Origin of the sequence: Streptomyces sp. ME19-01-6 (genome assembly GCF_033793745.1) — a bacterium.
Taxonomy (GTDB): Bacteria; Actinomycetota; Actinomycetes; order Streptomycetales; family Streptomycetaceae; genus Streptomyces.
On record NZ_JARAXF010000006.1, the window covers coordinates 473,081 to 489,737 of the forward strand.

The 16,657-nt window shown below is 72.0% G+C and carries 17 protein-coding genes; 5 read left to right on the forward strand and 12 right to left on the reverse strand.

Translation table 11 applies throughout. The features are described from left to right. Nucleotides 1-23: 23 nt before the first annotated feature. The gene (locus tag PV419_RS18045) at nt 24-1,388 is read right to left on the reverse strand and encodes an MFS transporter (RefSeq protein WP_319689778.1); all 1,365 of its coding nucleotides are present in this window, start codon (nt 1,386-1,388) and stop codon (nt 24-26) included. Nucleotides 1,389-1,423: 35 nt separating this feature from the next. Here PV419_RS18045 and PV419_RS18050 point away from each other — a divergent pair, with 35 nt between their 5' ends. After that, complete coding sequence (locus tag PV419_RS18050) at nt 1,424-2,437, forward strand: LysR family transcriptional regulator (protein WP_319689779.1); 1,014 nt, start codon at nt 1,424-1,426, stop codon at nt 2,435-2,437. Between the two features lie 63 nt (nt 2,438-2,500). Here the strand turns inward: PV419_RS18050 and PV419_RS18055 are convergent, their stop codons facing one another. Continuing rightward, entirely contained in the window at nt 2,501-3,265 is a 765-nt protein-coding gene (locus PV419_RS18055) for an alpha/beta hydrolase (protein ID WP_319689781.1), read from the reverse strand. A gap of 102 nt (nt 3,266-3,367) precedes the next feature. Between PV419_RS18055 and PV419_RS18060 the strand changes: the two genes are divergently transcribed. Next, nucleotides 3,368-4,534, forward strand: a complete 1,167-nt coding sequence (locus PV419_RS18060) for an adenosine deaminase (protein ID WP_319689783.1) — start codon at nt 3,368-3,370, stop codon at nt 4,532-4,534. A gap of 136 nt (nt 4,535-4,670) precedes the next feature. Beyond that, the gene (locus PV419_RS18065) at nt 4,671-4,904 is read left to right on the forward strand and encodes a hypothetical protein (RefSeq protein WP_319689785.1); all 234 of its coding nucleotides are present in this window, start codon (nt 4,671-4,673) and stop codon (nt 4,902-4,904) included. An 85-nt stretch (nt 4,905-4,989) separates the two neighbouring features. Here the strand turns inward: PV419_RS18065 and PV419_RS18070 are convergent, their stop codons facing one another. The 4 genes from PV419_RS18070 to afsQ1 form a co-directional block, all read right to left on the reverse strand. Continuing rightward, the gene (locus PV419_RS18070) at nt 4,990-5,574 is read right to left on the reverse strand and encodes a VanZ family protein (protein WP_319689786.1); all 585 of its coding nucleotides are present in this window, start codon (nt 5,572-5,574) and stop codon (nt 4,990-4,992) included. Between the two features lie 140 nt (nt 5,575-5,714). Next, the gene (locus tag PV419_RS18075) at nt 5,715-6,317 is read right to left on the reverse strand and encodes a hypothetical protein (protein ID WP_319689788.1); all 603 of its coding nucleotides are present in this window, start codon (nt 6,315-6,317) and stop codon (nt 5,715-5,717) included. After that, complete coding sequence (locus PV419_RS18080; RefSeq protein ID WP_415925319.1) at nt 6,314-7,870, reverse strand: ATP-binding protein; 1,557 nt, start codon at nt 7,868-7,870, stop codon at nt 6,314-6,316. The genes PV419_RS18075 and PV419_RS18080 overlap by 4 nt, the downstream gene beginning before the upstream one ends. Nucleotides 7,871-8,033: 163 nt before the next feature. Continuing rightward, nucleotides 8,034-8,711: a two-component system response regulator AfsQ1 gene (gene afsQ1, locus PV419_RS18085; RefSeq protein ID WP_311724214.1), complete on the reverse strand. Its 678-nt coding sequence runs from the start codon at nt 8,709-8,711 to the stop codon at nt 8,034-8,036. A gap of 204 nt (nt 8,712-8,915) precedes the next feature. On the opposite strand from afsQ1, the gene PV419_RS18090 reads away from it, so the two are divergent. Next, nucleotides 8,916-9,743, forward strand: coding sequence for a SigE family RNA polymerase sigma factor (locus PV419_RS18090; protein WP_319689791.1), 828 nt, complete (start codon nt 8,916-8,918; stop codon nt 9,741-9,743). 206 nt (nt 9,744-9,949) lie between these two features. Here the strand turns inward: PV419_RS18090 and PV419_RS18095 are convergent, their stop codons facing one another. The 6 genes from PV419_RS18095 to deoC all read right to left on the reverse strand — a co-directional run bounded on the left by PV419_RS18095 (nt 9,950) and on the right by deoC (nt 15,864). Beyond that, nucleotides 9,950-10,612 (reverse strand): ATP-binding protein, encoded by a 663-nt coding sequence (locus PV419_RS18095; RefSeq protein ID WP_319689793.1) that lies wholly within the window; start codon nt 10,610-10,612, stop codon nt 9,950-9,952. Continuing rightward, the gene (locus tag PV419_RS18100) at nt 10,609-11,400 is read right to left on the reverse strand and encodes a helix-turn-helix transcriptional regulator (RefSeq protein ID WP_319689795.1); all 792 of its coding nucleotides are present in this window, start codon (nt 11,398-11,400) and stop codon (nt 10,609-10,611) included. Before PV419_RS18100 ends, PV419_RS18095 begins: the two co-directional genes overlap by 4 nt. A gap of 16 nt (nt 11,401-11,416) precedes the next feature. After that, a complete protein-coding gene (locus PV419_RS18105; protein ID WP_319689797.1) occupies nt 11,417-12,349 on the reverse strand; it encodes an alpha/beta hydrolase in 933 nt (310 codons plus the stop codon). A gap of 145 nt (nt 12,350-12,494) precedes the next feature. Then, on the reverse strand, nt 12,495-13,403 hold the full coding sequence (locus tag PV419_RS18110) for an aldehyde dehydrogenase family protein (protein ID WP_319689799.1): 909 nt from the start codon (nt 13,401-13,403) through the stop codon (nt 12,495-12,497). Continuing rightward, nucleotides 13,396-14,832, reverse strand: a complete 1,437-nt coding sequence (locus PV419_RS18115; protein WP_319690075.1) for an aldehyde dehydrogenase family protein — start codon at nt 14,830-14,832, stop codon at nt 13,396-13,398. Before PV419_RS18115 ends, PV419_RS18110 begins: the two co-directional genes overlap by 8 nt. Before the next feature lie 21 nt (nt 14,833-14,853). After that, entirely contained in the window at nt 14,854-15,864 is a 1,011-nt protein-coding gene (deoC, locus tag PV419_RS18120) for a deoxyribose-phosphate aldolase (protein ID WP_319689801.1), read from the reverse strand. A gap of 103 nt (nt 15,865-15,967) precedes the next feature. On the opposite strand from deoC, the gene PV419_RS18125 reads away from it, so the two are divergent. After that, nucleotides 15,968-16,648, forward strand: coding sequence for a PH domain-containing protein (locus PV419_RS18125; protein ID WP_319689803.1), 681 nt, complete (start codon nt 15,968-15,970; stop codon nt 16,646-16,648). Nucleotides 16,649-16,657: the final 9 nt, after the last annotated feature.

Consider the following 16,657-nt stretch of genomic DNA (forward strand, 5'->3'; position numbering starts at 1 on the left):
GGTACTTCTCGGGCGTCGGGCCGTTACGCCTGTGCGGCCAGCCGACGCATGCCCTGCGTGGTCTCGTTGGACGGTGAGCACCGCTCGGGCTGCTTCGCCGACCGGGCCACGATCTCCGCGCGCCGCTCGGCCAGCGCCTTCCGCGTCGCGTAGAGCGTGATCGCCGCCGCGCCGCTCACGGCCACGAGACCGAGCACGACCGTGCCGGTCCAGCCGGCCGCGTGGAAGGCGAGCGCGCCGAGGGTGCCGCCCACGCTGCTGCCGATGTAGTACGCGGTCTGGTAGAGCGCCGAGGCCTGGGCGCGCCCGGTCTTGGCGGCCCGGCTGACCGAGGAGGAGGCCACGGCGTGCCCCGCGAAGAAGCCCGCGGTGATCAGCACCAGGCCCAGCAGCACCGCGGCGAGCGAGTCGCCGAGGCTCAGCAGCAGTCCGGCCGCCGTGGTGGTGACCGCCACGTACAGCGCGCCGCGCCGGCCCAGCCGGCCGACCAGCTTTCCGGCCGCCGCGGAGGAGGCCGTACCGACCAGGTAGATCAGGAAGATCGAGCCGACCAGGGACTGCGAGAGGTTGAAGGGCTCGGCGACCAGGCGGTAGCCGATGACCGTGTAGACGCCGCCGAAGACGGTCATGAACAGCGCGCCGATCGCGTACAGCCGGCGCAGCAGCGGGTCGGACAGGTGCCCGCCGACCGTACGGGCCAGGGCGCGCGGGCTGACCGCCGAGGGGGTGAAGTGGCGCGCCTTGGGCAGCAGCAGCCGGAAGGCGATCGCGCAGACCAGGGACAGGACGCCGACCGTGCCGAGCGACACGCGCCAGCCCCAGCCGTCCGCGACCCAGCCGGTGAGCAGCCGGCCGGTCATGCCGCCGAAGCTGTTGCCCGCCACGAACAGGCCGATGGCGCCGATGAGGGAGGCGGGGCGCACCTCTTCCGAGAGGTAGGCCATCGCGGAGGCGGGGATGCCGGCGATCGCGGCGCCCTGGACGGCGCGCAGCGCGATCAGAGCGCCCAGGTCCGGGGCGAAGGGCACCGCGAGGCCGACCGCGACGGCGACGGCGAGCGAGCCGGTCATCATCGCGCGCCGGCCGAAGCGCTCGGACAGGATGCTGAGCGGGAGCACCGCCAGGGCCAGCGCGAGGGTGGCGGCGGACACCGTCCAGCTCGCCTGGTCCGGCTGGACGTGGAGGTCGGCGGAGATCGCGGGCAGCAGTGCCTGAGTGGAGAAGAGGAGGGCGAACGTCGCGAGACCGGCGGCGAACAGAGCGAGCCTCATCCGGCCGAAGCCCGGGTCCCCGGGGCTCATACGGTCGGGGTTCATTCGAGCAGAAGTCGGGTTGGCGCAGGCGTCCACAGGGGTTCCGGTGGACGCCTCGGTATCAGCAGGAGGCATGTCTCGACCGTAGGGTCCCTCTTTTGATGCGTCCAATGCACGGAATTGCCATAATCGATGCTGTGGAGCATCAGCCGAGGTCAGCGAGATCACTGTCACGCATCAGCAATGAAAAAGACATTCCCGTGACAGCCGAGTTCGAGCCCGACTCCTGGGCCGCCTCCTTGACGCCCCGCCTCGTGCAGTTCGCGGCGGTGGCCCGCCACGAGCACGTCACCCGGGCCGCGCAGTGGCTCGGCGTACCCCAGTCGACGCTCAGCCGGGCGATGGTACGCCTCGAAGCGGATCTGGGCGTCGCGCTGTTCGCCCGCCACGGCCGCACCGTCACGCTCACCCCCGCCGGCCGCACGTTCCTGCGCGCGGTGGAACGGGCGCTGGCCGAGGTCGAGCGCGCCGCCGAGTCCGTACGGGCCGACGCCGACCCGGCCGCGGGCAAGGTCGCCTTCGGGTTTCTGCACACCCTCGGCCCGGAGACGGTACCCGGTCTGATCCGGGACTTCCGGGTCGACCACCCGCGCGTGCGCTTCCAGCTCGTCCAGAGCTACGGCGAGGCGATGATCGAGCGGATGCACGCCGGCGACCTCGACCTCTGCCTGACCTCACCCGTCCCCGACGCCCCGGACCTGGTCGCCCGCCGCCTCGACGAGCAGCGGCTGCGCCTGGTGGTGCCCGACGACCACCGGCTCGCCGGCCGCAAGCGGATCCGGCTGGCCGAGGCCGCCGCGGAGCTCTTCGTCACCCTGGAACCGGGCTACGGGCTGCGGCGCATCACCGACGCGCTGTGCGCCGAGGCGGGCTTCAAACCGAAGATCGCCTTCGAGGGGGAGGAGGCCGAGACGCTGCGCGGCCTGGTGGCCGCGGGGTTCGGGGTGGCGCTGCTGCCGCCCCCGGCGGTGCCGCGTCCCGGGGTCGCCGAGCTGACGGTGACGGCCCCGCGGGCGGTCCGCGAGATCGGCGTCGCCTGGCTCGACGGCCACCCGGACACCGCGCCGGTGGCGGCGTTCAAGCGATTCCTGCTGAGCCGCCGCGGGCAGCTGCTGCCCAGGTGAACTCCGCCCAGGTGAGCCCCGCCCAGGTGAACTCCGCCCAGGTGAGCCCCGCCCCGGCAGGGCTCACCGCGGCAGCGAGGAGCCGAACCCCGCCGCCAGCGGCATGCGCAGCCCCAGCGGCGGCGGGGCCGCGAGCGCGTCCGCGACCGGGCGGGAGAAGCCGTGGGCGAACAGCGAGCCGAGCAGGAAGTCGGCGGTCAGCGCCTGCACCTCGGAGCGGTGGTGGTGCAGGCCGTGTCCGTCCGTGTGGACCTCGAAGCGGCACACATCCCGGTTGGCCTTCTTGGCCCGCTCCGCGAGCCGGTACGACAACTCGGGGTCGGTCCGCTGGTCATTCGTCCCATGGGCGATGAGCACCTGCCGCCCGACGAGCTGCTTCACCGGCTCGGGTTCGAGTACGGACTCGGGCGCCGGCAGCCACGGGGCCAGCGCGACCACCGAGACGACGGCGTCGTGCCCGGCGGCCCGCAGGGCGGCGCGGGCGCCCATGCCGTGACCGACGAGGCACACCGGCACATCGCCGTAGCGCCGTATCACCTCGTCCGCCGCCCACTCGGCGTCCAAGGCGGGGTCGGCCGCGGGTTCGTTCCAGCCGCGGTGGCGGTAGTGGACGACATGGGCGGTCAGCCCTTCGGACCGGCCCACCCGGACCAGCCGCCGGGCCAGGGGCAGCACCGCCGCCACCGACAGCCGCGAGGGCCGCCCGGTGCCGGTCTCCGGCCCCCCGGGGAGCAGCAACACCACACCGTGCACGGTCTCTTGTGCGGCGGCCGCGCCTCTCGGCCGCCCCAGCCGGGCGCCCCGCTCGGGCAACGCTTGCTGAGCCATGGCAGAACGATCGCAGAAGGAGCGGTGTACTCCACCACTCGTGCGGGTCACTGTTGCATATCTATCGGAAGCGATCTACGCGCGTAGGGGTATGGTGCGCAGATGACGAGCGAGTACCACGACCGACCCACCCCCGAGCAGATCCGCCGCGCCCCGAAGGTGCTGCTGCACGACCACCTCGACGGCGGGCTGCGCCCCGCCACCGTCATCGACCTCGCCCGCGAGACGGGCTATGACGCGCTGCCGGAGAGTGATCCGGAGAAGCTCGGCCGCTGGTTCCGGGAGGCCGCCGACTCCGGTTCGCTCGAGCGCTACCTGGAGACCTTCGCGCACACCTGCGCCGTCATGCAGACCCGCGACGCGCTGTTCCGGGTCGCCGCCGAGTGCGCCGAGGACCTGGCCGAGGACGGGGTCGTCTACGCGGAGGTGCGTTACGCCCCCGAGCAGCACCTGACCCGGGGGCTGGCCCTGGAGCAGGTCGTCGAGGCGGTCAACGACGGCTTCCGCGAGGGGGAGCGACGGGCCCGGGAGAGGGGCCTGCGCATCCGCGTGGGCGCCCTGCTCACCGCTATGCGCCACGCCGCCCGCGCGCTGGAGATCGCCGAGCTCGCCAACAGTTACCGCGACCGCGGCGTCGTCGGCTTCGACATCGCGGGCGCCGAGGCGGGCTACCCGCCCACCCGCCACCTCGACGCCTTCGAGTATCTGAAGCGGGAGAACAACCACTTCACGATCCACGCGGGTGAGGCCTTCGGGCTGCCCTCCATCTGGCAGGCGCTCCAGTGGTGCGGCGCCGACCGGCTCGGCCACGGCGTCCGCATCATCGACGACATCCAGGTGGCCGACGACGGGAGCGTGGCCCTCGGCCGGCTCGCCTCGTACGTCCGGGACAAGCGCGTCCCGCTGGAGCTGTGCCCGACCTCGAACCTCCAGACGGGCGCGGCCCGTTCGTACGCCGAACACCCCATCGGGCTGCTGCGCCGGCTGCAATTCCGGGCGACCGTGAATACGGATAATCGTCTGATGGGCGGTACGAGCATGAGCGCCGAATTCGAGCACCTTGTTTCGACGTTCCGCTACACGCTCGACGACATGCAATGGTTTACGGTCAATGCAATGAAATCGGCGTTCATTCCTTTTGATGAACGTCTGGCGATGATCAATGACGTGATCAAGCCTGGATATGCCGAATTGAAATCCGAATGGCTGTTCCGTCGGATGGCCTCTGCGTCCCCTCTGACCAGCAAATCTGGCAGCGGCGACGGCTGATCGTACGCACGGGGGCGCGGAGCGGGATAAACAGCCGGAAGGCAAGTGGCTGACGTTTTTTCGGGTTTGCGGGAAGCCGAAATCCATGGCTACGTTGCCGTACCGGTCAAGCCCCCGTCTCAAGGACAGATTTCTGATGAAGCAGGGAACCATCAAGACCCTCGGCGCCATTGCCCTCGGTGCGGTCGCCGTCATCGCCGGAGGCGGCGCCGCGGCTGCGGTCGGCAGCGCCCCGGTCGGGCCCGCGCCCGCACCCCAGGGCCAGGCCCCGCGGCCGGGTCAGCCCGCCACCAACAGCAAGGGTCTGTTGGAGAACCTCCCCCTCAACAATGTGAGGACCGGCGGTCTGCCGGGCGGCCTGCTGGGCTGACCCTCGTACCGCCCCCAGGCAGTGGGGCCCGCACGCCCGGACCGGGCGTGCGGGCCCCACTGCGCTGCCCTCGTGCTGCCTCGCGCTACGGCGCGACGCCGACGCTGTGAATGGAACGGGCCAGGGCCTGGACGCCCCCGTCCCGCTCTCCCTCCCGGGCCTCGTCGCCCTCGTCCCGGGGAAGGGCGGCGGCCCGCCTCCGGTCCGCCCGCCGGCGCAGCCACCCCCGTACGGCGGGGACCACCGCGAGGTGCGCGAGCGCCACGCCCGCCGTGTTGAGCAGCACCGTGTCGACGTTCATGATCTGGCCGGTGAGCTCGCTGTGCACCAGCGCCATCGTCAGGGAGACCATCGCGCCGGTGAAGACCGTCCGGACGAACGAGGCGAGCGGGTACACCGTCACCCGGCCCCCCGCCAGCGGCAGCAGCACACCCAGCGGTGCGAGCAGCAGCAGCCCGGCGCCGATGCTGCGGGTGGCCTCCCAGGGGCCGAGCGCCAGGTCGGCGCGGATGGTGGCCAGCGGCTCCAGACTCACGGCGGTCACCCAGGGCGCGGTCAGGGGGCGCAGGGTCAGCCAGCACACGTACGAGAGGTGTGCGGCGAGAAGGACGAATCCCGCGGCGCGGAAGCGGAAGGCGGCCCTGCGGCGGCCGGAACCATGACCCTGCACGCCTGTCAGGACGCCGGTTGCGGGGGTCGCGGTTCCGCCGGAGCCGCGCTGGTGAGAAACGGGTTACCGGTGAGTCGGTCAGGAGCGGGGAGAGGGGCGGGAGCGCGGGCGGCAATCGCCACGCGGCGGATTCAGCGGATTCAGGAGACGAGCACGCCGGAATTCACCGCGATCTCGGGGTGGCGGCGCATCTCCTCCGTGCACTCGTACCGCTTGAGCGGATCCCGGTCGGCGTCCGGGCCGCCGAGTACCACCCGGTGCCTGGAGTCCGCCACGGTGGTCTCCGCGTAGGTGCAGACGATCTGCGCCAGCGCGTAGGACTGCAGCTCCTCCGGCAGCCGGTTCAGCCGCAGCGCGCGATCCGGGTCGCCCTTGGCCGGCCCGGAGATCCGCACCCAGTCCTCCACCGCGGTGGAGAACCCCGCCTCCTCCTCGGCCACCGACGGCGGCTCCTGCAACTGCTCCAGCAGCGCGCGGGCGACCTGCAGCGGCTCGGGGGGCGTCTTGTCGTCCGTCAGCCGCGCGGAGCGGCTCACCGAGAGGATCCGCGAGGTGCACAGCAGATAGACCCGTACGGTGACCCGGCCCGCCCCCTCGGCCGACCGCCCGGGCTCGGGCGCCTGACACGACGCGCGTGAGGGGGCGGGGCCCGCGTCCACCGGCACCGACGTACCACGGATGCCGCACCCGGAGGCCAGCAGCGCCACCGCCCCGAGCAGCGCGCCCGCCGCTCGCCGCCTCATCGCTCGCTCCCCTCGTCCGGGCCGTCCTGACCGGTGTCCCGGCCGCCGTGCTGAGTGTTGTCCTGGCCGCTGCCCTGACCGGGGTGCTGGTCACTGCCCTGGCCCGGTTCGCTCAGCCGCGAGGCGTCCATGGGCAGGCGCAGGGTGAAGACGGCTCCGCCGTCGGGGGAGTTGTCCGCGGTGATGTCGCCGCCGTGAATGTGCGCGTTCTCCAGCGCGATCGACAGGCCGAGGCCGCTGCCCTCCGACCGGGGCCGGGAGGCGCTGGCCTTGTAGAAGCGGTCGAACACATGCGGAAGCACATCCTCGGGGATGCCCGGGCCGTGGTCCCGGACCTGGATCAGCAGGTCCTCGTCCACAGGCCGCACCGAGACCCTGACCGGCGAGCCGCCGTGCTTGAGGGCGTTCCCGATCAGGTTGGCGAGGATGACGTCGAGCCGCCGGGGGTCCAGCCGGGCCACGATGCCGCGCTCCGCGTCGAGCTCGACCGCGTCCAGCCAGGCCCGGGCATCGATGCAGGCCGTCACCATGTCCGCGACATCGACATCGTCGAGGACCAGCCGTGCCGTGCCCGCGTCGAACCGGGTCACCTCCATCAGGTTCTCCACCAGGTCGTTCAGCCGCCGCGTCTCGCTCACCACCAGCTGCACCGCCGGGGCGATCATCGGGTCGAGCGCGTCGGTCTCCTCTTCCAGCACCTCCGTCACCGCCGTGATCGCGGTGAGCGGGGTGCGTAGCTCGTGCGACATGTCCGCGACGAAGCGGCGGCTGGCCGCCTCCCGCGCGCTCAGCTCCTCCACCCGCTTCTCCAACCGCTCCGCGGCCCGGTTGAAGGTACGCGAGAGATTGGCGAGCTCATCGGTGCCGGAGACCTCGAGCCGGGTGTCGAGATGCCCCTCGCCCAGCCGGTGCGCCGCCTCCCCCAGCCGCTGCACCGGCCGCAGCACGGTGGCCGCGGCGGCCTGCGCGAGCAGCGCGGAGCCGATCAGCGCCAGGGCGGTCGCGATGCCCAGGGACCAGGCCAGGGAGTTGAGGTCCTGGCGCTCGGTCTCCAGGGACTTGAGCATGTAGCCGGTCGGCCCGCCGCCGTTCACCCGGGCGCCGCCGATCAGGTACGGGGTGCCCTTCAGCGTGATCCGCTGCCAGTAGAGGTGATACGGGGAGGTATTGGAGCCCGCGACGGCGCGCTTCTTGTCCACCGCGCTCCGCAGCGCCTCCGGCACCGTCTTCAGCGTCAGCAGATCGTCCGCGGAGGCCGCGGTGCACGGGCCGCCGCCCTCGGTCCGGGCGATCAGCAGCACCTCGTACTTCTGGGTGTTGTCCGCCATCCGATCCGCGGCATCTTGCAGTTCAGGACAGGTCGGCACGGCGGACAGCGGGTCGGTGGCCTCCTTCAGCGACTTGCGGAAGTCGTCGAGCGCGGCGTCCTGGGTGCGCGTGAGCACCGCGTCACGATTCAGCCAGTACGCGATCGCCGACGCGGACACGGCGGCCGCCAGCGCCACCAGACCGAATACGAGCATCAGCCGCAGCCGCAGGCTGAGCCATCGCAAGAGCCCCGCGGCCCAGCCACGCGCCCGGCTGGGCTTCTCTCCCCCGGATACCGCTGGGTGGTGCCCCCTCACCGCGCTCAATGCTCCGCTTCCCTGCCCCCCGCGGCGCCCGCGGGCGGATGGCACACGGCGCCCGCCGTCATCTTCCCGCTCGCCTTCCCGCTCACTGGGGTGCGTCCAGCCGGTATCCGACCCCGCGCACCGTGCGGATCAGCGTCGGCGACGACGGCACGTCCTCCACCTTCGCGCGCAGCCGCTGTACGCACGCGTCCACGAGCCGGGAGTCGCCGAGATAGTCGTGTTCCCACACCAGCCGCAGCAGCTGCTGCCGCGACAGCGCCTGTCCCGGTCTGCGGCTCAGCTCCAGCAGCAGCCGCAGCTCGGTGGGGGTGAGCTGCAGGTCCTCGCCGTTTTTGGTCACGGTCATGGCCGCGCGGTCGATGACCAGAGAGCCGAACGACGCCGAGTCATTGGCCTCCCGCTCGCCGCGGCGCAGCACCGCGCGGATCCGGGCGTCCAGCACCCGTCCCTGTACGGGCTTGACCACATAGTCGTCCGCGCCCGACTCCAGCCCGACCACGACGTCGATGTCATCGCTCCGCGCGGTCAGCAAGATGATCGGCAGCTGGTCGGTGCGCCGGATGCGGCGGCACACCTCGAAGCCGTCGATGCCGGGCAGCATCACATCCAGCACGATCAGATCCGGCCGCTGCTCGCGCAGCAGTTTCAGGCCGTCCTCGCCGGTCGCCGCCGTCGCCACGCGGTGGCCCTGGCGGGACAGGGAGAGTTCGAGGGCCGTGCGGATGGCGTCGTCGTCCTCGATCAGCAGAAGGAAAGGCACGTTGGTCATTCTGGCCTACAAGGGGCCTGTAGTTCGACCGTCAGGCGGTCAGGAGGTTCATTCGCCCCCTGTCCCTGTGACGAGCCTGTGACAGTCGGCAGACAGGGCCATGAAACTGGCCCGGCAGTCTTTTGGGCACCGGGAGGAACGACGGCCCGGGAAGCACGACGGAACCGAGCAAGCTCTACCGACGGGGGGCGCGAGATGAACACACTGCACTTCAACAACGCCAGCGCAGTCATTCGCACGCGCCTCCACGACGCCGGCCGGGGCAACGAGAAGTCCGGTGCCGTGAGCGGGCGGGGGTGCGCTCGCGGCGCCGGGCGTCAGCGGCCTCCTTACATGGTGGCTATTGACGCGTACACGGGGGACACCGGGGGGAGCGCGGGTCCGGGGGGACCCGCGGAGCCGGCCGGCTCCACGGACCAGGGGGGCTCCGCGGCCCAGGGGGGACGCGGGGAAGGCGGGGGAAGCTCGTACAGGGAGGCATCGGGGGAGCGGTGCGGGGCGTCGGAGGTGGAGTTCACCGCCTACGTCCAAGAACGCCGCGCCTCCCTGTACGCCACCGCCTACCACCTGACCGGTGACCGGTTCGAGGCCGAGGACCTGCTGCAGAGCGCGCTGTTCTCGACCTACCGGGCCTGGGACCGGATCAGTGACAAGGCGGCGGTCGGCGGCTATCTGCGCCGCACCATGACCAATCTGCACATCAGCGCCTGGCGTCGGCGCAAGCTCAACGAGTACCCGACGGAGGAGCTGCCGGAGACGGCGGGCGACCACGACGCGATGCGCGGCACCGAACTGCGCGCCGTGCTGTGGCAGGCCCTGGCCCGGCTGCCCGAGCTGCAGCGCACGATGCTGGTGCTGCGCTACTACGAGGGCCGGACGGACCCGGAGATCGCGGACATTCTCAACATCAGTGTCGGAACGGTCAAAAGCAGCATCTGGCGCTCACTGCGCCGGCTGCGCGAGGACGAGTGCCTCAGCTTCGGCCGGGACGAGGAGGAGTCCTTCGGCGAGCTCGTCGCCTGAGGATGAACGGGGGATACGGGGGAAAGCGGGGGGACCACGGGGGCCGACGTTCGGGGGAGCGGCGGTAGTACCGGGGAAAACGGGGGAAGCACGGGGGATCACGGGGGAAACGAGCGGGTCCGGACGGCCGGGGGGTCTGTCCGGGCCCGCCTTTCCGTGTGTCAGGAGGTCCTGCGCCGGGAGGTTCTGCCCCGGGAGGTCCTGCGTCAGGAGGTTCTGCTCGGCGCCGTCGGCTCCGCGGTCCTCGCGCCGGGGAAGGCCCGACCGGAGGCCGCCGCGGCCGCGATCCGGCCCATCGCCACGTCCTTCCCGCACGGATACGCCCCCAGCGCCGTCTGCCGCGCCACGATCCCGCGCTCCGCGCGCATCAGCCGCCAGCCCCGCCGCAGCAGATAGGGCGCGGACTTGCGCCCCTCCCGCAGATCGCGCAGCAGCCGGCGGCGGAAGGTGGTGGAGGGGCGGCCGCGCAGGCAGAGGGCGTCGGCCAGGACGCCGAGCGCGCGGCAGCGCTCGATGATGTCGGCGGCGAAGATCCCCTCGGCGACGAACAGCGGCGTACGGCCGATGCCCAGCGGCTCGGCGCCGACGCGGGCGCTGGAGGCGATGTCGTACACCGGCACCGTCGTACGCGACGTACGGCACAGCGCCTCGATCGCCGCGACCGCGGCCTCCGCGTCCCATGACAGCGGCGAGTCCCAGTCGGCGCCGGCCCCGCCCGGGAGTTGGGGCAGCGAGGGGTCGTCGCCCTCCTTGTAGAAGTCGTCCAAGTTGAGCACGGGCAGACCGGTGCGGGCCGCCAGGGACGACTTTCCGGAGCCGGAGGGGCCGGACAGCAGGACGACGCGGGCGGGTATGGGAGGAATGGTCACGGGACACCAGTGTGAGGCATGGCGGCCCTCGGAGGAACCGTTGCCGCAGGCTGAGCGTGAGTGAGGCCCGGGGGCGGGGGTGTGAGTGAGGCCAGCGCGGTGGGCCGCACCGCACCGGCGGCGGCCGAGCCGAGCAGCAGTTCGGCCAGGTCATGGGGGTGCGCCTGCTCACCGGTCGAAGCCGCTGCCGCGATCCGGTCCAGCCGGAAGCCCCGGCCGGCCCGCCGGGCGCGGCACCAGGCGATGAGGTACCACCGGCCCTCGGCGGTGAGCAGTCCGGCCGGTTCCACTACGCGGTCGCTTTCGCGCCCTGCCGCGTCGACGTAGGACAGTCGCAGCGCCATGTTGTCAGTGAGGGCCTGTTCCACCGCGGCGCGGACCGCGGAGTCGGTCCGCGACGGCAGCGCGACGATCCGCGCGGCCAGTTCCTGGGCCGCCGCCGAGGTGGGACCCGTCATCGAGGCCGTGATCTTCTGGTACGCCGTGCGGGCCGCACCGGCGTAGGGGGCGGAGGTGTCGGCCGCGGCCAGCGCGGTGGCCAACGCCCAGGCTTCATCGGCTGTGAAGTGGATCGGGGGCAGCGTCATCGCCGGGTCGACCGTCCAGCCCCCGCCTCGCCCGGGTGTGGTGCGCACCGGGACACCGGACTCCATCAGCGCCTGAAGGTCACGTTGCACCGTGCGCGTGCTGACCTCGAACCGTGCGGCGAGCGCCGCGACCGTGACCGGCCGGGGCGCCGACGCGCGCAATTCTTCCACCAGCGCGTAGAGCCGGGCAGTGCGGTTCATGAGGCCGACGCTACCGTCACGCGGTCGCCAGGAACTCCCGCTCACGCCCCAGTTCCCGCTCGGTGATGGTCAGCGGGAACAGGGTGAAGCCGTGCATCGCGCCGGCGACGACGCCGAGCTGCACGGGCGCGCCCGCCGCCTGCCACCGCCTGGACAGAAACAGTGAGTCATCCAGCAGCGGATCCTCGGTGCCGACGACGATCCGGGCGGGCGGCAGGCCGGCCAGGTCGGCGAAGAGCGGCGAGACCTCCGGGTCGCGGCGCTGCTCCGCCCCCCTCCCGGGGGTGAACAGCTCATAGCTGCCCCGCAGCGTGTCGGTATTGCTCAGCAGCCGCTTGGAGCCGAACGACCGCTGGCTCGGCGTCATCGACAGGTCGTACGGGCCGAAGAGCAGGTGGGCCGCCCGGAACGCGCCGGTGATGCCGTGCCGGTCGCGAAGGCGCAGCAATGTCACGACACTCAGGTGGGCGCCGGCTGATTCGCCGCCGATCAGCAGCCGCCCGGTGCCGAACTCGGCTTTGGCGTGGTCCACCAGCCACCGGGCAGCCGCTTCGCAGTCGTCGGGTCCGGCGGGGAACGGGTGCTCCGGCGCCAGGCGGTACTCCACGCTCACGACGGCCAGCCGCGTCTGCACGGCAAGCCGCCACAGCCTCTCATCCTGCCCACCCGCAGAGCCGAACGCCCAGCCACCCCCGTGGATGTGCAGGTATACGCCCTCGACGTGGTCGGGCACGAACGCCCGGAGTCCCACCCCACCCGCGACGACGAGGTCTCGGCCCTGCGGCAGTCTCACCGGTGGCGTGTCGCCACCGAGGCGGTTACGCCGCAGGAGCGCCAGTACGGTCGCGTCCGGCGCCTGCTCGCGGGGTGGACGGCTCGCGGCAGCAGCCTCGAATTGCTCGTTGAATGCCAGGGTCTCGGCGAGGCAGTCCTCATCGGTGATCGTCATGCCGTCGACAGTCGCAGCTGTCCGCGACAACACCCTGTCACCGTTTCCCAGTGAGCTGTGTCATAGCCCTGTCGCATTGCGCCGCGGCGGCGGGGTGCCTCGGCGGGCACCCCGCGGTCGGGTCTTCTCTGCCGGGCTGAAGTGGTCACACCCCCATCGGGTGCCACACCGTCTTCGTCTCCAGGAAGGCCAGCAGCCGGGCCGTGCCCGGGTCGGCGGACCAGTCCACAGGCTGTGGACGGACGACGCGCTTCAGGTTGTCCGCGGCGGCCTCCTCCAGCGAGCGGGCCAACTCCGCGTCCGCGCCCGCGAGGTCGATCGCGTTGACGTCCTGGTGGGCGGCGAGCGGGGTGGCGATCTCGGTGGTGCGGCCGGAGAGGATGTTGACCACGCCGCCCGGGAGGTCGGAGGTGGCCAGGACCTCGCCGAGGGAGAGGGCCGGGAGCGGGGCCCGCTCGCTCGCCACGACCACGGCCGTGTTGCCGGTCACGATCGCCGGGGCGATCACCGAGACCAGGCCGAGGAACGACGACTCCTGGGGCGCCAGAACGGCCACCACGCCGGTCGGCTCGGGCGTGGAGAGGTTGAAGTACGGGCCCGCGACCGGGTTGGCGGCCCCGGCGATCTGGGCGACCTTGTCGGACCAGCCCGCGTACCAGACCCAGCGGTCGATCGCGGCGTCCACGACGGCGGCGGCCTTGGACTTGCCGAGCCCCTCCGCGTCGCCGACCTCCCGCGCGAACTGCTCGCGGCGGCCCTCCAGCATCTCCGCGACGCGGTAGAGGATCTGGCCGCGGTTGTAGGCCGTGGCCCCCGACCAGCCGCCGAACGCCTTGCGGGCGGCGACGACCGCGTCGCGGGCGTCCTTGCGGGAAGAGAGCGGCGCGTTGGCGAGCCACGTGCCCTTTGGGTCGGCCACCTCGTACACCCGCCCGCTCTCGGACCGGGGGAACTTGCCCCCGACGAACAGCTTGTAGGTCTTGAGAACGCCCAGGCGCTCAGCGGACTTGTCTGTCTTCTCAGACTTGTCTGTCTTCTCGGACTTCTCAGACATCGAGGTACGCCTCCAGGCCGTGGCGGCCGCCCTCGCGACCGTATCCGGACTCCTTGTAGCCGCCGAAGGGAGAGGCCGGGTCGAACTTGTTGAAGGTGTTGGACCACACCACACCCGCGCGGAGCTTGCTCGCCATCCACAGAATGCGCGAGCCCTTCTCGGTCCAGATGCCGGCGGACAGGCCGTACGGGGTGTTGTTCGCCTTCGCGACCGCCTCTTCCGGGGTGCGGAAGGTGAGGACGGAGAGCACCGGGCCGAAGATCTCCTCGCGCGCGATGCGGTGCGCCTGGGTGACGCCCGTGAACAGTGTGGGGGCGAACCAGTAGCCGGCGGAGGGCAGCGGGCACTCCGGCGCCCAGCGCTCGGCACCCTCCGCCTCGCCCGCGTCCGCGAGGGTACGGATCCGGGCCAGCTGCTCGGCGGAGTTGATCGCGCCGATATCGGTGTTCTTGTCCAGCGGGTCACCGACCCGGAGCGTGCGCATCCGGCGCTTGAGCGCGTCCAGCAGCTCGTCCTGGACAGACTCCTGGACGAGAAGGCGGGAGCCCGCGCAGCAGACGTGGCCCTGGTTGAAGAAGATGCCGCCCACGATGCCCTCGACGGCCTGGTCGATCGGCGCGTCGTCGAAGACGATGTTGGCCGCCTTGCCGCCCAGTTCGAGGGTGACCTTCTTGTCCGTACCGGCGACCGTACGGGCGATGGCCTTGCCGACCTCGGTGGAGCCGGTGAAGGCGACCTTGTCGATGCCGGGGTGGGCCACCAGCTCGGCGCCCGTGGAGCCGTCGCCGGTGATGATGTTGACGACGCCCTTGGGGAGCCCGGCCTGGCGGCAGACGTCCGCGAAGAAGAGGGCGGACAGGGGGGTGGTCTCGGCGGGCTTGAGGACGACCGTGTTGCCCGCGGCGAGGGCAGGGGCGATCTTCCACGCGAGCATCAGGAGCGGGAAGTTCCAGGGGATGATCTGGCCCGCGACGCCCAGCGGGCGGGGGTTGGAGCCGTAGCCCGCGTAGTCGAGCTTGTCGGCCCAGCCCGCGTAGTAGAAGAAGTGCGCGGCGACCAGGGGGAGGTCGACGTCACGCGACTCGCGGATCGGCTTGCCGTTGTCCAGCGACTCCAGGACGGCCAGCTCGCGCGAGCGCTCCTGGACGATGCGGGCGATGCGGAAGAGGTACTTGGCGCGCTCGGCGCCGGGCAGCGCGGACCACTTGCCGAAGGCCTTGCGGGCCGCCTTGACCGCGCGCTCCACGTCCTCGGCGCCCGCGTGGGCGACCTCGGACAGAGTCTCCTCGGAGGAGGGGGAGACGGTCTTGAAGACCTTGCCGTCGGCGGCCTCGGCGAACTCGCCGTCGATGAAGAGACCGTAGGAGGGGGCGATCTCGACGATGGAGCGGGACTCGGGCGCGGGCGCGTACTCGAAGGGGTTTGTCATGGCTGGATTGGTCATGGCAGCTCAGTCCACCGTCACGTAGTCGGGACCGGAGTACCGTCCGGTGCTCAGCTTCTGGCGCTGCATCAGCAGGTCGTTGAGGAGGCTGGAGGCGCCGAAGCGGAACCAGTCGGCCGTCAGCCAGTCCGCGCCCAGCGTCTCATTGACCAGCACCAGGTACTTGATGGCGTCCTTGGAGGTGCGGATGCCACCCGCGGGCTTCACCCCGACCTGCACCCCGGTCGTGTCCCGGAAGTCGCGGACCGCCTCCAGCATGAGGAGGGTGACGGGAGGCGTCGCGTTGACCGCGACCTTGCCGGTGGAGGTCTTGATGAAGTCGGCACCCGCGAGCATCGCCAGCCAGGAGGCGCGGCGCACATTGTCGTACGTCTGCAGCTCGCCGGTCTCGAAGATGACCTTGAGGTGGGCGGCGGTGCCGCTGCCGTCCTCGCGCCGGCACGCCTCCTTGACCTGCTTGATCTCCTCGAAGACCTGGAGATAGCGCCCGGACAGGAAGGCACCGCGGTCGATCACCATGTCGATCTCGTCGGCACCGGCGGCCACGGCTTCCCGGGTGTCGGCGAGCTTGACGGCGAGCGCCGCCCGGCCGGAGGGGAAGGCGGTCGCGACGGAGGCCACATGGACCTCGGACCCGCCGGCCTCGGCCAGGGCCTGCTTGGCGGTGGCCACCATGTCGGAGTAGACGCAGATCGCCGCGACCTTGGGGACGGAGCGGTCGGTCGGGTCGGGGCTGACCCCCTTGGCGCACAGCGCCCGGACCTTGCCCGGGGTGTCCGCCCCCTCCAGGGTCGTCAGGTCGATCATGGAGATGGCCAGGTCGATGGCGTACGCCTTCGCCGTGGTCTTGATCGAGCGGGTGCCGAGCGCGGCGGCACGGGCCTGCAGGCCGACCGCGTCGACGCCCGGCAGGCCGTGCAGGAAGCGGCGCAGCGCGCCGTCGGTGGCGGTCACATCCGCCATCGACGCCAGTCGCTCGGCCGCCTCCGCGCCGTATGCGGGAACTGTGGTGGGCATGGTCACCAGGGGAGCATATCTACGCGCGTAGCCGAATGTCACCCCCGGGAGCGGCCGATCCCGGAGGGCCGGGCCGCCGCGCCCGTGCGGCAGAATCGGCCCCATGACGAGCCCGGACGACTCCTCGAACGACTCCTCCGCCCCGCGCGGGCCCGACCAGGAGACCGCCGACCAGGAGGCCGAGTACGCGGACCGCGTCTACCGCTCCCCGGGCGGCATCGCGGGCGGCGCACTGCTGCTCGCGATCGGCGCCTGGCTGGGGATCGACGCGATCATCCGGGGCGAGGGGCGGACGCCCTGGCTGGCGCTCGCCGGGCTGCTGTGCGCGGTGCCGCTGGTGATCGCCTTCACGGTGCGGCCGGCGGTGTACGCCGGCCGGGACCGGCTGCGGGTGCGCAACCCGTTCCGTACGGTCACCCTGCCGTGGGGCTCGGTGGCGGCCGTGCGCGCGGGCTACTCGAGCGAGGTGCTCGCGGGCGGCGCGAAGTACCAGATGTGGGCCATCCCGGTGTCGCTGCGGCAGCGCAAGCGGGCCGCGCGGCGGCAGGCGCGGGCGGCGACCGAGGACCCGTTCCGGCGTACGTCCGTCCAGGCCGCCGCGGACGCGGACGAGGAGCGGCGGGCCCAGGCCGACCGGACCATCGACGAGCTGCGCGGGCTCGCGGAGACGCACGCCGCGCGCGAGGGCGCGCAGGGTGAGCCCGAGGTGCGCTGGGCGTTCGAGGTCATCGCCCCGGCGGTGGCGGGGCTGGTGCTGCTCGCGGTGGTCCTGGCGATCACCTGAGCGGCCGGA